We start from the raw sequence: 20,641 nt of genomic DNA, 5'->3' as shown, positions 1-20,641 counted from the left end.
TCTTTCACCTCTTAGGTTAATTCTACATAAATTTTTATTGCTTCTTTAATAGTTTGGTAAATCGTAGATACATGTAAAACATGAGCTAAAAACTCTTCTTTTTCTTCCTTTGACATTTCTGAGTCAAAAGAGACTTCAATTCTCATCTCAGTAACTACTGATTTACCATAACCCATTTTTTCAGTCTTGGCATAATTTTTTACATTAAAATTCTTTACATCTAATTGATGTGCTTTAGTGATCATTCCTGCTGACATTACAATACAAGAATTTACACTTCCACATAAATATTCAACCGGATTAGGACCAGCATCGTACTTTTTATCATTAGCATCACAAATAAAGTTGTGATCACGGACATGATTAGAAATTTGCCATTCTTTATTTTCTAGTTGAGATTTTACTAAATAATCACTCATCGAATTTCTACCTTTCTTTAATGGTGATCTATCGCACCATTCAATCTCTTGCGCCAAATAAAGTAAACTAAAAGTATAAATGGAATTAAGATTAATTCGATCGGATAAAACCATTTAATAGGAAAAGTACTGTCAATTACACCACTAATCATAGGACCAAAAGCCATAGCAATATCCAATCCTAAATAAAAAGTTGAGCTAGCTAATCCCTGTTCTTCAATTGGTGCAAGAAGTAAAGCGGTTGATTGTAAAACTGAATAAATAATGCCGTACCCCATGGCCATCCCAGCAGCTGCTAAGGCCATTTGCCAATTATTATTCATAACCGCCAGCAAAATAATATAAGCAGCTGTTGACACCAAGCTAATCCAGAACCACACGCCAAAGCGCACAGTATCAAAGTAGCGTTTGAATCCAATTCTAATAATTAAGAGTACAATTGCATAAATCAAGAAATATGATCCTACTGCAACACTTAAATGCATTTGTTCAACATAAGTTACAATATCTGCTTGGGTAACAAAATATGGTATTGCAAATAAAGTGGTTAAAATAGCTACCGGTAAAACATTTACTTGAATAATCTTAAAGTGCTTTTTAGCAGCTCTTTGGCACATTTCTGCATTAGGCTTAGCATGATTACCTACAAATTGAATAGAGATAACCATCAATAAAGCTGAAATAGCCGATGCAATCAGACTTTCACGATAACCAATTTTTTGATAAATATTAATTGAAAGTGCTGGTGCTAATGCCATTGCCAAGGCATTCATTAAGCCATAGAAACCCATTGCTTCACCAACGTGTTGCCGTGGAACCAAAAATGCCAGCCAAGTTGTCATACAAACAGTACATAAAACATACCCCGTACCATTAATCAGTCTAAATAACAGCAACCAACCGCTTGAAGGAGTAAGGATATATCCTACTATTCCGATTAATATTAAAATTCCACCAATAAAGGATAAACGATACTTAGAAAATTTATCAGTTAAATTACCAGCAACGGGGCGTAAAAACATAGCGGCCACACTCATAATACCTACGATAATTCCTGCAAAAGCACTACTTGCTCCTAAATTTTTGGCATAGCCATTAATCAACGGATTAACAAACATAGTACTGAACATGAAAAAGAAGGACGCTGCCATAACTAAAATAACGTCTTTAGTATAAATTGATTTTCTTTTTGCCAAAATAATTCCTCGATTCTTTAATTGAAATTATACAACTATCAAGAACATCTATTTGACAATTTTTAGACTAACACTAAAAACGATATTTTCTTCTCTATGATTTACTGAAATTTTACCGTGGAAAGTATGAATTAATTCTTGAGCCATAGCTAATCCAATACCAAAGCCACCTTTTTTAGAATTGTGAGATTCATCTTCACGATAAAAACGATCAAAGAAGTGCGTATAGTCTTTATTTTTTCCTTCCTTATAAGTATTAATTACTCGTAAAATTGCATTTTTACTTAGCGTACTTTTGACTAACTCTACTTTTACTCTGCCATGTGGATCACAATATTTTCTAGCATTATCAAGTAAAATATTGACCACTTCAGTTAAAGAATGCTTTTCTGCAATTACATTAATCCCCTCACGAATGGAAACCTGATACACTAAATCATTTTGCTTCATAACCGATTTAAAATTTTGTGTCACATCTTCAACAATCTGTGAAAAATCCACTTTACTTAAAGCAACTTCACCATTTTCACCAGTTCTAGCCAAAGAAATTAGACGATTAATTAACTCAGATAATTTTTCAACTTGCTCTTTTGTACTTTCATTCCATTCAGAATTATTGCCTAGCATCTCTTCCATTTCAGTATTAGCTGAAATAACCGCTAGTGGTGTCTTTAATTCATGACCCGCGTTGGTAATAAATTCTTGTTGCTTATGATATGTATCAACAATCGGCTTAATTGCTTTACCAGAAACCAAGATTAAAACTGCTGCAAAGATCAATAATGCAAATGCTCCTAAAACAAGTGACACTCTAAATAACAACCAGAATCGATTAAAAATAAGTGTTTCATTCAAGAAAACGATCATTGTCTGTCCAGCAGCGTTTTTATCAACTCTATATGCGTATCGGTTCTGCCCAATTTTTACATCTCCAAATTGATCTCGATTAGCTAGAGCTCTTTTTGTAACACTCTTTATTTCAGTATTATTAATCTTATAAACATTATTATCATTAATCACATTTATTCGCTGCGTAGGATCTACAGTTACTGCAAAATAACGGTACTGATACACAGCCTCCGGATTATATTGTCCGCCTAAAAAATTACGATTAATAATATCTTTTTGATTACCAAAAGCTGGTTGTGCATTACGCGGCGATAAATGACCTTCATTTTTTACCAATGCTGTCAGCACGCGATTAACTTCATTTTGGCTTTGAACACGAGTAATACCGACCAATCCGCCTAAAGTAATTATCAAAACTAGTAGTAATGCTGCAACAGAAGCTCCAATAAACTTCCAGCGAAATTTCTGAATCATCCTTATCACCTACTCAACTAATTCATAATTACCACCTTTTTCACCCTCAATTTTTACCGAGCTGCGAATTGATTGTAATTTTTGTCGCAAATACGATACATAAATCCAAACAACATCTGAATTAGCATCCTCATCATTTTTCCAAACATGATTCAATAATTCATCAGTTGAAAGTTCTTTACCTTCATTTAATAAAAAGTAATTCATTAGTTGCGTTTCTTGACCGCTTAATCTGATTGAATTGTGACTCGCTAATTCTTGCTCAGAAACGTTCAGTGAAACATCACCTACTTTTAATTCATTAGGTGTAAAGTCTTCTTCACGTCGCTCTTTTGAGCGCAATCTTGCTAATAATTCTTTTAATGAAAAAGGCTTAGTAAGATAATCGTCAGCTCCACTATCCAATCCAGTTACACGATCATCAATTTCAGCTTTCGCTGTTAACATTAAAATATAAGTCTTATCACCACTTTCTCTAATTTGTTTAAGAGCGGTAATTCCATCCATGACGGGCATCATGATATCCAAAATGATCACGTCATAGCAATTTTTTTTGGCATGTTCCACAGCCTTTAAGCCATTATCAACTGGATCAACCTCATATCCTGCTTTTTGCATAGCAACTGTTAATACACGTAGTAGCTGCGGTTCATCTTCTGCCACTAAAATCTTCATTATTTTTTCAATCCTCTTCTCTAATTAGCTGACGGATAGTTTGCATACTTACATCACAAGAAGCTAATTCATCAGCTACCCGCTTTAATTCTCGTCCAATCATTTCTGGATTTTTAATTTGATGCTTGTATTTCATTTCATGTTCCAAACTTGCCCACGTATCCATTGCAATTGTCCTAAGCTGAACTTCAACGAAATAATGACCGGGTACATTACCGTCAACATCTTCATCCATTACAGTAACATCCAAAATCATATGATAAGAACGATAACCATTAGGCTTAGCATTAGTAATGTAATCTTTCTCTTTAACAATAGTTACATCATCCCAACTTCTAATATAAGCAATAAACTTATAAATATCGTCAATAAAGTTGCAGATAACTCGCAGCCCTATACTATCGCGATTATCTCTTAAAGCAGATCGCGGCGTTAAGGGCAAATTCTTTCTTTTACATTTTTGTTCCATGCTGGCTTCACTTTTAACTCGACCACGCAAGTGTTCATATAAACGTTCATGATGAACTTGTTCATAATTTTTATTCAATTCATCGAAACGATTAAGCAACTGGTTGAGTATCCTATCCAGTGCTGGGGCGTATTTTCCGTAAATATTCAACATTGTCCTTTCTTTCGTTTACGCCATTATAGCAATGATTTTTGATTTTTCTTTGAAAGTAACAGGAATATTATAAAAGTTATAACTTGCTATAAAATTATTTTAAAATTGTAAAAATCACGTTTACTTAATGAAACATATGACAACATGTCATATGTTTTTAAATTTATAAGTTATTGCGTTATAATCTATTTGTAAGCGATTGCATTTTTGCAAAAGGAGAAATTATGAAAAAGATAATTAATGATCCACATAATGTTGTTCCCGAAATGGTCATGGGAATGACTCGTTCTTATCCTCAATTTATTGAAAAAATTCCTGACACAGAAGCTGTCGTAAGAGCCGATAAAGATTCTATGAAAGGAAAAGTTGGTATTGTCAGTGGTGGTGGTTCAGGTCATGAACCAACCCACGCAGGCTATGTTGGTAAAGGAATGCTTAGCGCCGCTGTTTGCGGTCAAGTCTTTACTTCTCCTACTCCAGATCAAATTTATGCTGCAATTAAGGCAGTAGATCAAGGAAAAGGCGTTTTTCTGGTAGTTAAAAATTATTCTGGCGATGTAATGAACTTTGATATGGCTAAAGATTTAGCGGAAATGGAAGATATTCCTGTTAAGTCAATCGTTGTTGACGATGACATTGCTGTAGAAAATAGCCTTTACACTCAAGGACGTCGCGGAGTAGCAGGAACTTTATTTATGCATAAAATTTTAGGTGCTGCAGCTCAAGAAGGCGCAAGCCTAGATGAACTTGAAAAGTTAGCTAAAAAAGTTTTGCCAAATATTAAGACTCTTGCCGTTGCCTTATCTGCAGCAACTAACCCAGAAGTTGGTAAGCCCGGTTTTCTTCTAAAAGAAGATGAAATTGAATATGGTGTTGGTATTCATAGTGAACCAGGTTATCGCCGCGAAAAGATTAAGCCTTCTAAGGAATTAGTTGAAGAATTAATTGGTAAGTTAAACGACGAAATGAATTTAGATGGCAATAAAAAATATGCTTGTCTCATTAACGGGATGGGCGCAACTCCATTGATGGAACAATATGTTTTTGCTAACGACGTTTTAAATAAACTTGAAGAATTTAACATTAAGCCTAGCTTTATGAAGGTCGGCAACTATATGACTTCAATCGATATGGCCGGTATTTCCTTAACTCTTTTTGAAATTAAAGAAGACAAATGGCTAGACTATCTAAATTACCCTGTTCAAACAATTGCATGGTAGAAAGGATTAAAGATGACTTTAACTGTTGATACATTAACAACTTGGATGAATAATTTTGCGGATAAAGTTGAAACAAATAAGCAATATTTAAGTGATCTGGATACGCCAATTGGTGATGGTGATCACGGTTTTAACATGAGTCGCGGGATGCAAGCTGTTAAAGAAAAATTAGCTACTAAACCAGCCGATGTTCCAAGTGCATTAAAAACAATTGCTATGGCACTTATTTCTACTGTAGGTGGAGCTTCTGGTCCTTTATATGGAACTGCCTTTTTAGAAATGGCTAAAAAGAGTAGCTCAACTGATAATGTAGGTGAATTACTTGATGCTGCACTTGCTGGGATCCAAAAACGTGGCGGTGCAGAACCCGGCGATAAGACAATGGTTGACGTTTGGTATAAGTTGGTTCCTGATATAAAAGATGGCAGTCTATCCGAAGATAAAATCAAAGATGCTGTTGAAGCAACTAAAGATATGATTGCCAAAAAAGGTCGTGCAAGTTACTTAGGTGAACGTTCTAAAGGTCATATCGACCCAGGTTCTGAATCAAGCGGCTATCTTTTTGAGACGCTGCTTGAAACGGAGGGTTTATTATGAATCTAGGAATTACTCTTGTTTCACACGTACCAGAAATCGCCGAAGGTTTACCCCAATTATTAAATCAGGTAGCTAAAGACGTGCCAATTACCAAGGCTGGCGGTACTAATGATAATGATATTGGCACCAGCATGGAAAAGATTATGCAAGCTTTTGCAGATAATCAAGCTGATGAAATTTTGGCTTTTTATGATCTGGGAAGCGCAAAAATGAACCTTGAAATGGCGATAGAAATGAGCGATAAGAAAGTTCACTTATATGACACTGCCTTTTTGGAAGGAGCTTATACCGCGGCTTCCTTAATTCAAGCAGGAGTTAACTTAGAAGATATTGAAAAACAACTAAAACCATTAACAATTAAAGATTAACTAGAAAGAGGCCCATCATGTCAGGTTTCATTGGTGAGTTCCTAGGAACTATGGTATTAATCGTTTTAGGAACCGGATGTGGCGCAGCGATTAACTTGAATAAATCCTACGCCAAAGGTTCCCACTGGCTATACGTAACCATTGCTTGGGGTATGGCCGTTACATTTGGTGTTTATGTTGCTGCAAACTTTGGCTCACAAGGTCACTTAAATCCAGCTGTCACAATTGGGTTTGCGGCTTTCGGATTTTTCCCTTGGAGCGGAGTCTTACCTTATTTATTAGGTCAGTTTTTAGGTGCTTTTGTCGGTGCAGTACTTGTAATTATTCAATACTACCCTCACTTTAAAGCAACCAAAACTACCGAAGAAGGTAATCAAGTAGGTATTTTCGCTACAGCACCGGCTATTAAGAATAATTTATTCAACTTCCTAAGTGAAACAATCGCAACATTTATTTTTATCTTTGCTTTACTTAACTTAGGTGATTTTGATAAAGGTCTTAAGCCATTAATTGTTGGTTTATTGATTATGGTAGTTGGACAAGGTCTAGGTGCTACTACTGGATTTGCTTTAAACCCCGCTCGTGATTGGTCACCAAGACTTGCTTATACAATCTTGCCTGTACCGAATAAATCAAGTGCTAATTGGCAATACGCATGGGTACCAATGTGTGGTCCTATCGTTGGTGGTCTTTTAGCTTCAGCATTACAATACTTCTTAAAATAATATCTAATCAAAAAGCGTCTGGGAAAAAATAATTCTCAGACCATGAAAAAAACGATGAACTTCGTTATGAAGATCATCGTTCTTTTTGTATACTTCAAAACCATTCCTTGATATTCACCACACAAAAACAATAGAACGAAAAAACACAGGAATTCACTAAAAATAATGAATTTCTGTGTTTTTATATCTGGACTAAAAATCTAGTTTTTTCCCAGACACATTTTTTATATACAGTTGATACTGTTTATTTAAAAGTTAATAACCTCATTATTTACAGTCACTTGATAAGTTAAATTTTTTAAATTAATAACAGCTCTTGCTTTTCGAGTTTTATCTTTATTCATACGAGTTATTTGAATCACGTTTTCATTAGGCGTAGTGATTTCAATGGATCCATCAAGATCAAAAGCTGCTTCATTGTTTCTAAAATTAAACAATTTCAAGAGTGCTGCTACTAAAGGTCTTTTAGTTTCTTCAGCTACTTCTTCTCTGCCATAGTAATGACGATTAATGTTTCTACCTTCTTTAGTCTTTTCGAGGAGTTCGATATCGTTTTTACCAGCCAGCATTCCTACATAATAGACTTGCGGAATACCAGGCGCAAACATTTGAATAAGTCTCGCAATAAAGTATTTTTTATCATCATTGCCTAAAGCAGAATAATAAGTTGTATTAATTTGGTAGATATCTAAATTATGATATTCGGCACTAGAATATTTCTTTTTAACATTAGCTCCAACTTTATACAATTCATTACTTGTGTATTTAATTTCGTCAGGGGAGAGAATATCACGAGCATCAACAACACCGATACCATCATGTGTATCTAAGGTAGTGAACTGTTTCATTGGACATTTCTTAAGCCAATCAGCTAAGCGATTGGACTTACCTGAATAAAGTGAATATAAAGTTACCATTGGTAAAGCAAAGTCATAGATATAATATCCATGCTTTGAAATCTTAAATGGCATTGAATAGTGTTCATGTATTTCTGGTAGAATCATTGCACCTTTATCAGAAATATCATCTTGTACTTGTTTTAGTAAATCCCAAATTTCTGGCTCTACAAAGAAATCATTAGTATCTAACTTCTTTACAGCATACGCAAAAGCATCTAACCGAATAATATCAGCACCATGATCAATTAATGCTCTCAACGTATCTTTAATAAACTTCTGTGTCACCTCCTTTCGAACATCCATATCGATTTGCTCTTCACCAAAAGTATTCCATAATTTTTCTTTACTGCCATCTGTAAAAGTAATTTCTTGATATGGAGCACGATCTTTTCGTTTATAAATTAAATCAATATCTTTTCGAGTTGGACGACCTTCCGGCCAAAATTTGTCCCAGCTCAAAAATAAATCGGCATACTTACTTTTATCTTTCTTTTGTTTGAAATCTTTATAAAATTTTGATTGACGAGAAATATGATTAATCATAAAATCAAACATCAAATAATATTTCTTACCTATTTTTTCAATGTCTGACCAATCACCAAACTTAGGATCTACTTCTGTATATCCAGTCGGAGCAAATCCACGGTCACCAGTTGATGGGAAGAATGGCAATAAGTGAATACCGCCTACAGCCCCCTTCAAGTCTTCACTTAAAATTTCATCTAATTCTTTTAAATTTTTACCCAAACTGTCTGGATAAGTAATTAACATTACTTTATTTTCAATTGGCATAATTGTCTCCTAATTGATAGCCTTAAAATGATACATTTTGGCTTTAAAATCACCACGTTCAATAGGATCATAAAAGCCAAGGTGCATTAGCTCGTCGCCACCAAAAACTTCATCAGTTTCTAAATTCTTGTATCGTTTATCTGGATCAAGACCAGCTAATTTTGTCTTCGTACAATATGGTTGAGCGTGAGCCATTACATTGACGACAGTTACAACTGCTTCATTCTTATTAGAATCAACCATCATCCATGCACATTGATTGCTTGCTGAAGCCTTTAAACGATAAAGCGTACCAAACTGGGTAACTTCTCTAATTTTCTTATATTCTGTGACTTGTTTAACAACTTGATCACTTTCTTCATCACTCATCTTGGTTAAATCAAGTTCATAGCCTAAGTCGCCCCACATTGCTACAGCCCCACGTGTATTAAATGGAGTAATTCTTCCATTCTGTTCATTAGGTGATACTGAAACATGTGATGTCATCATTGATTGCGGATAAACAAGGCTAGTACCGTATTGAATCTTTAATCTTTCAATAGCATCAGTATTGTCACTAGCCCAAATTTGTGGTGTGTAATAAGCTTGTCCGACATCAAATCTACCGCCACCACCAGAGCATCCTTCAAATAAAATATCAGGATATCTAGTTACCAATTTATTTAATAAATCGTAATAACCTAATACATAACGATGATATGCTTCTCCTTGTTGATCAGCAGGTAAATCCGATTCATAAATATCAGACAAACTACGGTTCATATCCCATTTAATATAATCAATCTTTTTACTATCTAGGATTTTTACCATCTGCTCAAAGATATTATCACGAACTTCTTTACGACCAAGTTCTAGGACATATTGATTTCTTGACGGACACGGCTTTCTACCAGGTACATGCATTAAATAATCTGGATGTTCTTTATATAGATTTGATTCATATGAGATCATTTCTGGTTCAAACCATAGTCCAAACTTTAATCCTTGTTCATGAACATAATCTGCAAAATGTCCTAATCCATTAGGAAACTTCTTCTTATAAACTTTCCAATCTCCTAAAGAACTGTTGTCATCGTCACGATGACCAAACCAACCATCATCTAAGACAAACATTTCTAGGCCTAATTTCTTAGCCTTATCGACAATAGTTTTTAATTTATCTTCATTGAAATCAAAATAAGTTGCTTCCCAGTTGTTAACCAGAACAGGTCTAATTTGATCCTTAAATTTACTACGCATAATACGTTCATGGATCAAGCTATGAAATGCCTGACTCATTTTATTTAATCCTTGATCAGAATAAACCATCAAAACTTCTGGAGTTTGAAATTCTTCATTTGGATTCAATTTCCATTTAAAATTGTAATCATTAATTCCGGTATTCACGTGGATTTGACCAAATTGATCACGTTCAACTTCAAATTTATGATTACCGGAATATGCTAGTGCAAAACCATAAGCTTCACCCATAAATTCATTGGTATCATGATCTACTAATGCCATGAAAGGATTCATTTGGTGACTTGATGTGCCACGATAACTAGAAAACACTTTAATTCCTTGACCAATATTTTCTCTTTGCACACGCCTCTCATTTGCATGAGCACCCGGTAAAGTAATGACTTCAAAATCCTTATCTACATAATCCATTTGCATAGAAGCAACTTTTTCGAGATATACTGCTTCTTCACCATGATTATGAACTTGAACTGAACGTACAATTACAGGACGATCTCGATAAATTGTATATAATAAGTCATATTCTAGCTTGCTTACCTTATCTTCAAGAGTAACTATTAACGTTTGCGCTTCGTCATCTTCTTTTGTCCAAGAGTGTGGTAATCCCTTTAAATCTGGCTTACCATCTTCGATTTTGTATGACTTATAAGCTAAAAACAAAGCATTTGAGCCATCTGGATTACGTACTATTGTAGCAGGAGTATGAAAGTCCATTTCACCAGCACTACTATATTCTTTTGGAAGTGAATCACGTGAAAATGTACGATCAAGCGATTCAGGCAAATTTCCTGAAAATCCGCGGTCTAATCTAGGATACTTTAATTGATTATTGTAATTTTTAACAGCTCCACCAAAGTATAAATGACTTAATGTGCCACCATCTTCAATAGAAAGCAAATATGATATTTGCTTGTTATGTAAATGAAATACTTTATTTTGATCATCAAATTTAATTAAGTTACTGGTCATAATTCATTTCCTTAATTCTCAACAACTTTTTCTGTTTCTGGATCGAAAAAGTGAGCCTTGTTCATTTCAAATCCCATTCGTACTTCAGTACCTGGCTTAGTGAAGTCACGAGCATCAACCTTTGAAACTAATTCAGTATCGCCTACTTTGGTGTAAAGTTGAGTTTCTGCGCCTAAAAGTTCTGAAACGACGACTTTAGCAGTAACAACTTGATCAGGGAAACTTTCCAAAAATACTTCTTCAGTATGAACATCTTCAGGACGGATACCAAAGATTAATTCTTTACCATTGTAGCCTTTGTCCTTCAAAACTTTTAATTTACCTTCTGGAACGGGGATTTCAAAGTCATGGTGTTCTTTATCGATGATCTTTCCATCTTTTAAAATTACACGGAAGAAGTTCATAGCTGGTGAACCAATAAAACCAGCGACAAAGACATTAGCAGGTTTGTTGTAAACTTCTAGAGGAGTACCAACTTGTTGTTGAATACCATCTTTAATAATTACGATGCGGTCTGCTAAAGTCATAGCTTCAGTTTGATCGTGAGTTACGTAAATAGTAGTAGTCTTCAATTGTTGATGTAATTTAGCAATTTCGGCACGCATCGTTACACGAAGCTTAGCATCAAGGTTGGATAGTGGTTCGTCCATTAAGAAAATAGGTGCATCCCGCACAATTGCACGACCTAAGGCAACACGCTGTCTTTGACCACCAGAAAGTGCAGCTGGCTTACGCTTCAAGTAATCTGACAAGCCCAAAATTTTGGCAGCTCTTTTTACCTTTTTATCAATCTCCTCTTTTGTTGTATGACGTAGTTTTAATCCAAAAGCCATGTTGTCATATACACTCATATGGGGGTACAAAGCATAGTTCTGGAATACCATGGCAATATCACGATTCTTAGGAGCTATATCGTTCATTACCTTACCGCCAATTTTCAACGTTCCTTTGGAGATATCTTCAAGTCCAGCAATCATCCTTAAAGTAGTTGACTTACCACAACCTGATGGACCAACGAAAACGATAAATTCTTCATCTTTAATATGTAAATTAAAATCTGTAACTGAATTCTTATCATTACCGTCATACTTTTTGTAAACGTGATCTAAATCTACTCTAACCATCTTTTATTACCTCAATTATTAATTATTCTAATTACTTAACAGCACCGTTACTCATACCAGCAATAATATTCTTTTGGAAGATCAAATATACAATTGTGATAGTGATAATACCGATTACGTATGATGCGAAACTTGGACCATAGTCATTGAAGTATTGACCTGTGTAGTTGTATTGGAATAATGGTAAAGTCCACATCTTTGAGTCTTTGTTCAAAATCAATAATGGAAGCATGAAATCGTTCCAGAACCACATTGCATTAATAATTAAAGTTGTGGCATGCATTGGTTTTAATAATGGGAAGATAATTTTAAAATAAGTGGTAATCTTATTAGCACCGTCAATTTCTGCAGCTTCATCCAAACTATCAGGCACACTTTGCTTAATGTAGCTAACGTATAAGAACAATGTCTGTGGTACCGCATATGTTAAGTACAGGATGATCAACCCCCACATATTAGCTAGGCCGATTTTACTCATCATAACTGTAATAGGAATCATGATAACTTGGAATGGAACAAAGATACCTATAATTAATAGAATGTACATCCAGTTGAAAGCTGTCCTTTTAGACATATTTCTTGCAATAGCATACGCAGCCATTGGTACGAAGATCATTACTAAAACAATTGAAAGAACTGTGATGATAATTGAATTACCGAAGTAATTCATTACTCCGTCAGCAAATAACCTCTTAAAGTTTGCTGTTGTCCAAGGATTAGGCCAAGCAAAGAAATGTTCCATAATTTGCTTAGTTGTCTTAAATGAACTTAAAAATGTATAAAGTAAGGGAATTAATATGGGGATTCCGCCTACAATTAATAAAGCGTAATTCCAAAATTTCTTTGATTTATTTTCTTTCTCCATCATTGTTCTCCTTTAATCAACAGCATACTTATTTGAAATCTTAATTTGAATGAACGAAATAATTGCAATTAATAAGAACAATACAATTGCGATCGCATTAGCATAACCAAATGAGTTATTGTTAAATGCATAATTATAAACAAGCAAACCTAATGATGTAGTTGAATTGTTAGGCCCACCACTAGTCATGGCGAAGATTTGGTCAAATGCTGTTAAGCCTGACTTAAGAGCCAAGATAAATACCATTGAAATACTTGGTAACATGTAAGGGAGTTCAATCTTCCAGAAAATTTGACGATTATTAGCACCATCTACTTCTGCAGCTTCCTTAATTTCATCTGGAATACTTTGAAGACCCGCCAAGAAGATAATGATTGGCATAGCAACACCTTGCCATAAAAGAACAAAGATTGTGGCAATAACTGCACCTATATCAGTACCAAGCAAACTAGTTTGAAGCCAACTAATGTGTAATGCATTACCAATTGCTGGTAAGCCATAGTTAAATACTTGCTTGAAGATCAAAGCAACAGTTAATCCTGATAAAACAGCTGGGAAGAAAAACCAAGCCCTAAAGAAAGTTCTACCTTTGATTTTGGCATTTAAAGCTCTTGCGACTAAAATACCAATCGCAATTTCACCTATAATTAGCGACAGTGTCAAAATGATCGTAAAGCCAATCGATTTTGCAAAGTTTTGATCCATGAATAATAATTTATAGTTATTCAAACCAACAAATTTGTAATTATAAGTTAATCCTGTCCAATTAGTAAAACTGTAAAAAGCACCTTGAACTAATGGGAAATAGAAAAATACGATTTGTAAAATAATTGGAACAATTAGGAATAGCCAGCCCCAATATTTTTCAATAAAATTCTTTGATTTCATTTTTGTATCCTTCCTAGTCAGCAGCCTTCATTGGGTTAAAGAAAGTATTCATATCATTAACCATTTGTTGTTTATTACCTGTCATCAAGTAACTGGCAGTTAAGTTGAAGAAATCATTTTCACTTGTCCAGTCTTGTGCCAACCAAACCATGTCGTGCTTAGTAAATGCTAAGCTTGATAAACCACCTAATTGAGAGTCAACTCCTTTTTGCTTTACTCCTTTAACTGCAACTGGACTACCATCTACGTTGTAGTATTTTTGCATTGCAGCTGGTGTAGTCATGTAGGCAACAAACTTTTCGGCAGCCTTTTTATGTTTACTCTTAGAAGAGATTGACAACGCAAGATCACCAGAACCGACGGTCATTTCATGTCCTGCCTTTGCAGCTGGGAATGCGAAGGTTCTTACCTTAAATTTAGGTTTTTGTTGGTTAATCAGTGGCAAAGCCCATGAACCGTTTGGCATAATCAAACTCTTACCAGTAGCAAATGAAACAACAGCATCGTTGTAACTAGCACCACGCCAGTTATTTTGTGCATTTTCACGAAGTAAATTCAAACGAGTAAAATCTTTTTGAATATAAGGATTATTTACCTTAATTCCGTTTGGAGCTGAGTATCTAAGTAACTTGTTAGCTTGCTTGGCACCACCGGTTACAGTTGCTAAAGATAATTGATGGTAACCATTTAAAGTCCAAGGTTCAGTTCCTGCTACAGCAAATGGTGATTTTCCACTAGCCTTTATTTTCTTAACTACTTGCTTGAATTCATCCCAAGTCTTGGGTGGTTTAATACCTAACTTTTCAAATTCTGTCGCATTGTAGAAAAAACCGTAAACATTAGCACTAAGCGGTGCACTATAAATTTTGCCGTTTACTTTAAATGAATCCGCATAATTATTTTTAATGTTCTTTATGTATGGCGCCTTAGTCATATCTTCAAAATATCCAGCTTTGGCCCATTCTTGGAAGTCGATATTTTGCGGATAAATATTCATTACATCAGGTACATCCCCTGATAGAATTCTAGTTTTCAACACTGTACCAGCAGTTGGTACATCGACTTCTTTTACATGAATGTCAGGATTCTTTTTTTCGAAATCTTTAATAATTTCCTTTAAAGTACCTGCCATCTCCTTCTTTTGATTAAAATACTCAATAGTAACTTTTTTGCCTGAGCTACTATTTTGCTTATCACCACAAGCTGATAAACTTATCACTGTAGCCATCATGACTCCAATTAGAGTTATATTTTTCAGCCATCTCTTCATAAGATCACTCCTCAATAACTAAATAAATAGCATTCAATTTTAAGCGCTTTCATAAATTACATATTTAATTATTGCGTATTCTATGTATGTAAACCATAGTATTTTCATTAGCATTATTGTCATTTGGCCTTATAAACATTTTGACATATTTAATTTACTAATCGGTGTATTGTAAGCAATAAAAGCAAATGTTAGAATACATGATGACATATATTACATGATATTTTTTATATAAGGAGTTCTATGGAAGGCGAATATAGAGCATTAAATGATATTAGCTTAGAAAGCAACGTTCTATTTTTTGGAAAAGAAAGTTGTTTACCGAATTATTTCTATCCGGGCAATAACGTTAGAAAAAATTATGTTATTCACTACATTCTAAAAGGAAAAGGCACTTTCTCATCTGCCAACCATCCTTCAATTGAACTAAAAGCTGGTGACATATTTATTTTGCCTAAAGGGATACCTTGTTTTTATAAAGCAGATGGTAAAGAGCCTTGGACCTATCTTTGGATTGGATTTTCAGGATTAAAAATTAAAAACATTTTATCAAGATCTCTTCTACTCTCTCAGCGTTACTTGCATCAAGTACAAAATTCACACTTCACTGATAGCTTATTAAAACTTTTTGATGCATTACACAATCCAGATACTTCTACTAATAATGATCTTTTAATTGAATCACTTATCTATCAAACTTTTTATTACTTAAATTCAGAATATCCTGCTCAAAATAAAACTAATATTAAAAGCTCAATTCGATTAAAAACTGCTACAAAATATTTGTATGATAATTTTACTGATAATAATTGCTCAATCTATTTATTATGTAACAAACTAGGTGTTTCCAGAAGTTATTTATATAACATCTTTAAAGAAGGGATGAACTTATCACCACAACAGTTTTCAATTAAACTGCGAATGGAAGAAGCAAAAAACAAGTTAAAAAATAGTCAAAATTCTATTCAAGAAATTTCAACTTCAGTTGGCTATACAGATACTTTTACTTTTTCAAAAGCCTTTAAAAAATATTCAGGATTTAGTCCTAAAAATTATCGTCAAATAAAAAGCAGTGAAAATTAAAAGCGAAGTTCTTTAAAAACATGAACTTCGCTTTTTTTATATTTCGATAACTATATCTTATTCTAATTCAAAATGACTACCATTTTCATCAACAATGCCTATTACTTCAGCCTTTTTATCTCCTAATACCACCTCACCCATTTTCATCTTGCCGTAAGCTTTTTCTTCATCAGTAATTTCCACATCATCAAAAGCATCATGCAACAATCTGCGTCCAATCATACTTTTAACGCGAACTTCTTTTGACTTCTTAACAGCAGCTTCTAGTGTATAACCAGCATCAAGTTGATCTTTAATAAAAGCAATTAAATATACCGTTGCCAAACTATAATGTCGTACGCCGGATTCTTCATTGATCGGTTTAATATATCCTTTTTTCTCCCAGTATCTTAATTGACGTTGAGAAACACCGATACTGCTACTTACGCCGCCGATTCCAATTTCCAAATTTTCAAAAAGCTGGTGTAATTTATTTTTCTTTATATTTTCCATTATCTCTGCCTCACTAATTAAAATTAATTATATTAATTTATGTTAAATTTTTCAACTTTAGTGTCATATTATGTATCATATTTGTAAGATTATTTGACACAGATTAAAATTAGGACTATATTAGTTAACGATCTTAATTTTCACAAAAGGGGGATGACACATGAATAAACAACCTGTTGATATTCATGGTAAACACTACAATCGTAACTTATTGGTACTAGTATTGATCGTCGGCTCATTTTGTACGGTATTAAACGGGACACTTTTGTCAACCGCATTGCCTTCAATCATGAAAGATTTCAATATTAGTACAGCCACTGCGGAATGGCTTTCTACAGCATTCTTATTAGTTAATGGTGTAATGATTCCAATTTCTGCTTGGTTAATCAACCGCTTTGGTTCCAAAAAGATGTATCTGACGGCAATGTCTACATTCTTTATTGGCACTTTAACTGCCGCTCTAGCACCCAACTTTCAAACGCTTTTAGCCGGCAGAATTATTCAAGGGCTTGGAGTCGGGGTTACTATGCCACTTCTTCAAACAATTATGTTATCAATTTTCCCAGCAGATAAGCGTGGCGCTGCCATGGGGACAGTCGGCATCGTTATCGGCTTAGCACCAGCTATTGGTCCAACATTATCCGGTTGGGTAGTTGATAATCTTTCTTGGCGTTACCTTTTCAGTATTATCGCTCCAATTGCCGGAATTGTTGTAATACTTGCAGCATTTTTGGTAAAAGATGTCCTACCAACTAAAGATGAAAAGATTGATATTTTCTCTGTTGCTACTTCAACTATTGGATTCGGCTCTCTTCTCTATGGCTTTTCAGAAGCTGGTAACAAAGGCTGGACTAATCCTGAAATTTTAGCATTTATTTTCGTTGGAATTATCTTCGTAATCCTCTTTGGTATTCGTCAATTGAAGATGGACGATCCATTCCTTGATATCACTGTATTCAAGCACTTCGAATTCTCACTTGCTGCTATTCTTTCAGGTGTTACTAACTTGGCAATGGTTGGAATCGAAATGGTTTTACCACTTTATATTCAAAATTTGCGTGGTGAGTCTGCATTTCACTCTGGTTTGATTCTTTTACCAGGTGCCTTGATGATCGGTATCATGTCGCCTATTACTGGTCGAATTTTTGATCGTTATGGTGCAAGAAAGATGGCCATCACAGGTATGACCCTTCTTACTTTAGGTACTGTTCCATTTATGTTTTTAACTGAAAACAGTTCCTTCTTAATGATTATTATTCTCTACGCAATCAGAATGGTGGGGGTAGCCCTTGTTATGATGAATGTTACTACTTCGGGGATGAACTCTCTTCCATTGGATAAGATTTCACACGGTACTGCAGTTAACAATACTTTCAGACAAGTTTTATCATCAATTGGTACTGCTATTCTTGTTTCAGTATTGACTACAACTACTAAGAACAATATGCCAGAAAAGTCAGTACTTAAGACTTTACCACTCCAGTATAAGACTGGTGCAATTAACGCTACACTTGATGGTTTCCATGCTGCATTTGCAATTAGTATCATTTTTGCATTGATCGCCTTAGTTCTCTCCTTCTTCTTAAAGAAAGGCAATCGTGCACGCGAACGTACAGAGAAGGTGGACAGTTAATGATTTTAATTATCTTAATCTTGGCAGTTATTGCCTTTATCTATTTCAACGTAATTCCTAAAAAGGGTCACATGCCAATAGCGATTATTTCTTTGATCATCGCTGCTTTAAGTATCGTAGGAATCGTTGCTCACGATTATAATCACTTTGGTATGAAAACCCAGACAACTACTGTTAAAAAAGAATTAGTATCTTCTGCATCCCCACAATTACCGATCCTTTTATATCAACCACTTGGTAATGGAGCTGAAAAAATCTACCTATATAAAACCAACAATGCAGCTAAAAAGCCTACTCCAATTAAAACTAATAAAACTCATGCTAGTGTAAAAACTGCAAACAAAGCCTCTGTAACTATCAAAACAGAACGCTACATTTTCCGTAATAATATAGACAAGTTCTTGTATGATTGGTTTGGCCACAACAATGAATTAAAGCATCGTGAATACACATTCAATGTACCAAAGAATTGGAAGGTCTTATCTGTTAAAGAAGCTAAGGCTTTACAAAAGAAAATGGCTAAGCAAGCCGCACTAATGAAGAAAATGCAGCAAATGAAACAAGCACAGATGAAAAAATAAAAAGAATTCGCAATTTGCGAATTCTTTTTTGTGCAATTACATCACTATTATCACTCGCCCAGATTTGTGACATGTAATAAGTCATTCCAAGATCGAAACGACCACCACCTGAACAAATTTCAAACAAGATATTTGGATATCTAGTTACAAGTCTTTTATCAAATCATAGAGCCCTAAGATAAAACGGTGATATGCTTATCCTTTAATCTTATGTTTTATGCTGTTTAATTTTTAGTTATTACTTTTATTATTTAAGAAGTCAATGCTAGAAAGTTGGAAAAAATCTTTCCACTTGTCACAAAAAATATTAAAATTAAGCTCTATAAATTGTTCAATCTTTTTTAAATCTTTATTAGGAATATCTGCTCTATTATAAGCTAACTCACATGTTCCATCCCTTAGTAACCAAAACTTTGCTGAAGATTTGCTCGGCCTTTTTTCGGCTACATGAACATGAATTGGTTCAATACCATCCCCCGCATAAAAATATAATAAATAATCTTTAAATTTAAAGTAATTAGGCACTAGTTTTTTCCTCTTTTGCACATTCAGTAATTAATGGTGCATTTCTTTTCAGAATGTCTAAATTATTTTTAGTTTCAGTTTTTGTAAAATCATAGTTATATATTTCTTTAAAGTCAGGTAAAGAATATCTTGCTTCTTTAAAACCGAAATCAGTTGGCTTTTCAAAATGAACTAGAATCTTTTCTCCTGTTTTCATACTTGGGTCTTTAATTACTTGTGAGTAAGTAACAGATAGTTCACCTGGGAATTCTGCATATGGATATAACATTTTTAATTTTCTCCTTTAGTACGGTTATCAGCATGCTTCTACAATAAATTATCTTCTTTCAATTAATAATAATATCGACGCTACTAAAAAGCAAAATATACAGTCAATATTATCATCAAGCACTAATCCCACCAACCAGGTAGATTTTCAAACTGTTTAGCCAAATCAGCCCAATCTTGTGTTAGAACATCTTGTCTAACTGCATTTAATTGTGTACAAACCTTGCGCCAATCTGCATTCCAGCTCCAATGAGCATAGTTCTTGCACCAAATTCTAAATATTGTTGGCAAAGCCTGTTGAACATTAGGATTTTCCTTGATCCAATTAGCTATTTTATTTCCTAGTTCCTTTTCTTCTTCAGCCATTTCTTTTTTCATAATTTGTTTTTCTTCCTCAGAAGGATCAAGAATGGGATCTCTACCCTCTTCGTCCAAAGTAACTTTTCCATCACTTTCCAATGCTTTCTCAAAACTGTAGTTAAACCAATCCTTTAGAGCTTTTTCGTATTCTGGGGTGTTAGTTTTTTCATAATATGTTTTCCCCATTGAATCTAAGTAGTCAAGCAACTGATCGATCTCAGCAGCCATCTCTTCATCAAACAGCTTAATAAACACAGTTGCAAACCATTCATAATCATAAAAACAGCATTGTGAAACAATCAACTTAGCTTGATATAACGATAAATTTGGCTTTGCTGCTTGAATAACTTTAGCTAATTCTAAAGTATCATGCTTATTAAATGTTGCACCTAATAATTTGCGCCATTTTTTCACATAGGCATCATGTTGAAATGCTGCTTTCAAAGCTTCATTTTTTATTTTTTCATCTTTATCTGAGAAACTAAGCTTAGCCCAATCTTTAAGAAAAC

General features: G+C 34.3%; 22 protein-coding genes and 1 pseudogene. 7 read left to right on the top strand and 16 right to left on the bottom strand.

What is annotated here, in order from left to right; all coding sequences use genetic code 11:
* Window positions 1-11: 11 nt before the first annotated feature.
* From SO785_RS01765 to SO785_RS01745, 5 genes are read right to left on the bottom strand one after another with little or no spacing between them, the layout of a single operon-like run.
* A complete protein-coding gene (locus SO785_RS01765) occupies window positions 12-419 on the bottom strand; it encodes an OsmC family protein (RefSeq protein ID WP_003548115.1) in 408 nt (135 codons plus the stop codon).
* A gap of 17 nt (window positions 420-436) precedes the next feature.
* A complete protein-coding gene (locus tag SO785_RS01760) occupies window positions 437-1,615 on the bottom strand; it encodes an MFS transporter (RefSeq protein ID WP_003548117.1) in 1,179 nt (392 codons plus the stop codon).
* A gap of 48 nt (window positions 1,616-1,663) precedes the next feature.
* Window positions 1,664-2,938 (bottom strand): sensor histidine kinase, encoded by a 1,275-nt coding sequence (locus SO785_RS01755; protein ID WP_021874117.1) that lies wholly within the window; start codon window positions 2,936-2,938, stop codon window positions 1,664-1,666.
* 9 nt (window positions 2,939-2,947) lie between these two features.
* Window positions 2,948-3,613 (bottom strand): response regulator transcription factor, encoded by a 666-nt coding sequence (locus SO785_RS01750; protein ID WP_003548121.1) that lies wholly within the window; start codon window positions 3,611-3,613, stop codon window positions 2,948-2,950.
* A gap of 7 nt (window positions 3,614-3,620) precedes the next feature.
* A complete protein-coding gene (locus SO785_RS01745; RefSeq protein ID WP_025079791.1) occupies window positions 3,621-4,232 on the bottom strand; it encodes a GTP pyrophosphokinase in 612 nt (203 codons plus the stop codon).
* A gap of 227 nt (window positions 4,233-4,459) precedes the next feature.
* Here SO785_RS01745 and dhaK point away from each other — a divergent pair, with 227 nt between their 5' ends.
* The 4 genes from dhaK to SO785_RS01725 are packed head-to-tail and all read left to right on the top strand — an operon-like array spanning window position 4,460 to window position 7,145.
* Window positions 4,460-5,455, top strand: a complete 996-nt coding sequence (dhaK, locus tag SO785_RS01740) for a dihydroxyacetone kinase subunit DhaK (protein WP_003548125.1) — start codon at window positions 4,460-4,462, stop codon at window positions 5,453-5,455.
* 12 nt (window positions 5,456-5,467) lie between these two features.
* Window positions 5,468-6,052 (top strand): dihydroxyacetone kinase subunit DhaL, encoded by a 585-nt coding sequence (gene dhaL, locus SO785_RS01735; RefSeq protein WP_003548127.1) that lies wholly within the window; start codon window positions 5,468-5,470, stop codon window positions 6,050-6,052.
* Window positions 6,049-6,420 carry a dihydroxyacetone kinase phosphoryl donor subunit DhaM gene (gene dhaM, locus SO785_RS01730; protein ID WP_003548129.1) on the top strand — a complete coding sequence of 124 codons (372 nt, stop codon included), beginning with the start codon at window positions 6,049-6,051 and terminating at the stop codon, window positions 6,418-6,420. Before dhaL ends, dhaM begins: the two co-directional genes overlap by 4 nt.
* A 17-nt stretch (window positions 6,421-6,437) precedes the next feature.
* Window positions 6,438-7,145, top strand: a complete 708-nt coding sequence (locus SO785_RS01725) for an MIP/aquaporin family protein (RefSeq protein ID WP_003548130.1) — start codon at window positions 6,438-6,440, stop codon at window positions 7,143-7,145.
* 248 nt (window positions 7,146-7,393) lie between these two features.
* Here the strand turns inward: SO785_RS01725 and gtfA are convergent, their stop codons facing one another.
* The 6 genes from gtfA to SO785_RS01695 are packed head-to-tail and all read right to left on the bottom strand — an operon-like array spanning window position 7,394 to window position 15,191.
* Window positions 7,394-8,836, bottom strand: a complete 1,443-nt coding sequence (gene gtfA, locus SO785_RS01720; RefSeq protein WP_011254462.1) for a sucrose phosphorylase — start codon at window positions 8,834-8,836, stop codon at window positions 7,394-7,396.
* 9 nt (window positions 8,837-8,845) lie between these two features.
* Window positions 8,846-11,044: an alpha-galactosidase gene (locus SO785_RS01715; protein WP_003548136.1), complete on the bottom strand. Its 2,199-nt coding sequence runs from the start codon at window positions 11,042-11,044 to the stop codon at window positions 8,846-8,848.
* A gap of 11 nt (window positions 11,045-11,055) precedes the next feature.
* Window positions 11,056-12,168 (bottom strand): ABC transporter ATP-binding protein, encoded by a 1,113-nt coding sequence (locus SO785_RS01710; protein WP_003548138.1) that lies wholly within the window; start codon window positions 12,166-12,168, stop codon window positions 11,056-11,058.
* Between the two features lie 31 nt (window positions 12,169-12,199).
* Window positions 12,200-13,033 carry a carbohydrate ABC transporter permease gene (locus SO785_RS01705; RefSeq protein WP_025079792.1) on the bottom strand — a complete coding sequence of 278 codons (834 nt, stop codon included), beginning with the start codon at window positions 13,031-13,033 and terminating at the stop codon, window positions 12,200-12,202.
* Window positions 13,034-13,045: 12 nt separating this feature from the next.
* Window positions 13,046-13,921, bottom strand: a complete 876-nt coding sequence (locus tag SO785_RS01700; RefSeq protein ID WP_003548142.1) for a carbohydrate ABC transporter permease — start codon at window positions 13,919-13,921, stop codon at window positions 13,046-13,048.
* A gap of 13 nt (window positions 13,922-13,934) precedes the next feature.
* A complete protein-coding gene (locus tag SO785_RS01695; protein ID WP_011254464.1) occupies window positions 13,935-15,191 on the bottom strand; it encodes an extracellular solute-binding protein in 1,257 nt (418 codons plus the stop codon).
* Between the two features lie 243 nt (window positions 15,192-15,434).
* Here SO785_RS01695 and SO785_RS01690 point away from each other — a divergent pair, with 243 nt between their 5' ends.
* Window positions 15,435-16,274: an AraC family transcriptional regulator gene (locus SO785_RS01690; RefSeq protein ID WP_021874119.1), complete on the top strand. Its 840-nt coding sequence runs from the start codon at window positions 15,435-15,437 to the stop codon at window positions 16,272-16,274.
* Window positions 16,275-16,331: 57 nt separating this feature from the next.
* Here SO785_RS01690 and SO785_RS01685 read toward each other — a convergent pair whose 3' ends face one another.
* Window positions 16,332-16,766 carry a MerR family transcriptional regulator gene (locus SO785_RS01685; RefSeq protein ID WP_003548149.1) on the bottom strand — a complete coding sequence of 145 codons (435 nt, stop codon included), beginning with the start codon at window positions 16,764-16,766 and terminating at the stop codon, window positions 16,332-16,334.
* 160 nt (window positions 16,767-16,926) lie between these two features.
* On the opposite strand from SO785_RS01685, the gene SO785_RS01680 reads away from it, so the two are divergent.
* Both SO785_RS01680 and SO785_RS01675 read left to right on the top strand, forming a co-directional pair.
* A complete protein-coding gene (locus SO785_RS01680; protein ID WP_011254465.1) occupies window positions 16,927-18,399 on the top strand; it encodes an MDR family MFS transporter in 1,473 nt (490 codons plus the stop codon).
* On the top strand, window positions 18,399-18,980 hold the full coding sequence (locus SO785_RS01675) for a DUF4811 domain-containing protein (protein WP_003548152.1): 582 nt from the start codon (window positions 18,399-18,401) through the stop codon (window positions 18,978-18,980). Before SO785_RS01680 ends, SO785_RS01675 begins: the two co-directional genes overlap by 1 nt.
* A 16-nt stretch (window positions 18,981-18,996) precedes the next feature.
* On the opposite strand, the pseudogene SO785_RS01670 reads toward SO785_RS01675, so the two are convergent.
* From SO785_RS01670 to SO785_RS01655, 4 genes and pseudogenes are all read right to left on the bottom strand, one after another.
* A pseudogene (locus SO785_RS01670) lies at window positions 18,997-19,172 on the bottom strand (alpha-galactosidase); the annotation flags it as partial.
* 39 nt (window positions 19,173-19,211) lie between these two features.
* Window positions 19,212-19,505 carry a DUF4160 domain-containing protein gene (locus SO785_RS01665; RefSeq protein ID WP_015613391.1) on the bottom strand — a complete coding sequence of 98 codons (294 nt, stop codon included), beginning with the start codon at window positions 19,503-19,505 and terminating at the stop codon, window positions 19,212-19,214.
* On the bottom strand, window positions 19,498-19,773 hold the full coding sequence (locus SO785_RS01660) for a hypothetical protein (RefSeq protein WP_003548155.1): 276 nt from the start codon (window positions 19,771-19,773) through the stop codon (window positions 19,498-19,500). The genes SO785_RS01665 and SO785_RS01660 overlap by 8 nt, the downstream gene beginning before the upstream one ends.
* Before the next feature lie 122 nt (window positions 19,774-19,895).
* Entirely contained in the window at window positions 19,896-20,576 is a 681-nt protein-coding gene (locus SO785_RS01655; RefSeq protein ID WP_003548156.1) for a hypothetical protein, read from the bottom strand.
* Window positions 20,577-20,641 lie beyond the last annotated feature (65 nt).

The sequence above is a fragment of the Lactobacillus acidophilus genome (assembly GCF_034298135.1).
In the GTDB taxonomy this organism is placed as follows: domain Bacteria; phylum Bacillota; class Bacilli; order Lactobacillales; family Lactobacillaceae; genus Lactobacillus; species Lactobacillus acidophilus.
This window is presented reverse-complemented; position numbering and strand designations above follow the sequence as displayed.

Coding starts and splice junctions, on each gene's coding strand:
- SO785_RS01765 (WP_003548115.1), bottom strand. CDS start 419: ATGAGTGATTATTTAGTAAAATCTCAACTAGAAAATAAAGAATGGCAA.
- SO785_RS01755 (WP_021874117.1), bottom strand. CDS start 2,938: ATGATTCAGAAATTTCGCTGGAAGTTTATTGGAGCTTCTGTTGCAGCA.
- SO785_RS01750 (WP_003548121.1), bottom strand. CDS start 3,613: ATGAAGATTTTAGTGGCAGAAGATGAACCGCAGCTACTACGTGTATTA.
- dhaK (WP_003548125.1), top strand. CDS start 4,460: ATGAAAAAGATAATTAATGATCCACATAATGTTGTTCCCGAAATGGTC.
- dhaL (WP_003548127.1), top strand. CDS start 5,468: ATGACTTTAACTGTTGATACATTAACAACTTGGATGAATAATTTTGCG.
- dhaM (WP_003548129.1), top strand. CDS start 6,049: ATGAATCTAGGAATTACTCTTGTTTCACACGTACCAGAAATCGCCGAA.
- SO785_RS01725 (WP_003548130.1), top strand. CDS start 6,438: ATGTCAGGTTTCATTGGTGAGTTCCTAGGAACTATGGTATTAATCGTT.
- gtfA (WP_011254462.1), bottom strand. CDS start 8,836: ATGCCAATTGAAAATAAAGTAATGTTAATTACTTATCCAGACAGTTTG.
- SO785_RS01715 (WP_003548136.1), bottom strand. CDS start 11,044: ATGACCAGTAACTTAATTAAATTTGATGATCAAAATAAAGTATTTCAT.
- SO785_RS01710 (WP_003548138.1), bottom strand. CDS start 12,168: ATGGTTAGAGTAGATTTAGATCACGTTTACAAAAAGTATGACGGTAAT.
- SO785_RS01705 (WP_025079792.1), bottom strand. CDS start 13,033: ATGGAGAAAGAAAATAAATCAAAGAAATTTTGGAATTACGCTTTATTA.
- SO785_RS01700 (WP_003548142.1), bottom strand. CDS start 13,921: ATGAAATCAAAGAATTTTATTGAAAAATATTGGGGCTGGCTATTCCTA.
- SO785_RS01695 (WP_011254464.1), bottom strand. CDS start 15,191: ATGAAGAGATGGCTGAAAAATATAACTCTAATTGGAGTCATGATGGCT.
- SO785_RS01690 (WP_021874119.1), top strand. CDS start 15,435: ATGGAAGGCGAATATAGAGCATTAAATGATATTAGCTTAGAAAGCAAC.
- SO785_RS01685 (WP_003548149.1), bottom strand. CDS start 16,766: ATGGAAAATATAAAGAAAAATAAATTACACCAGCTTTTTGAAAATTTG.
- SO785_RS01680 (WP_011254465.1), top strand. CDS start 16,927: ATGAATAAACAACCTGTTGATATTCATGGTAAACACTACAATCGTAAC.
- SO785_RS01675 (WP_003548152.1), top strand. CDS start 18,399: ATGATTTTAATTATCTTAATCTTGGCAGTTATTGCCTTTATCTATTTC.
- SO785_RS01660 (WP_003548155.1), bottom strand. CDS start 19,773: ATGTTATATCCATATGCAGAATTCCCAGGTGAACTATCTGTTACTTAC.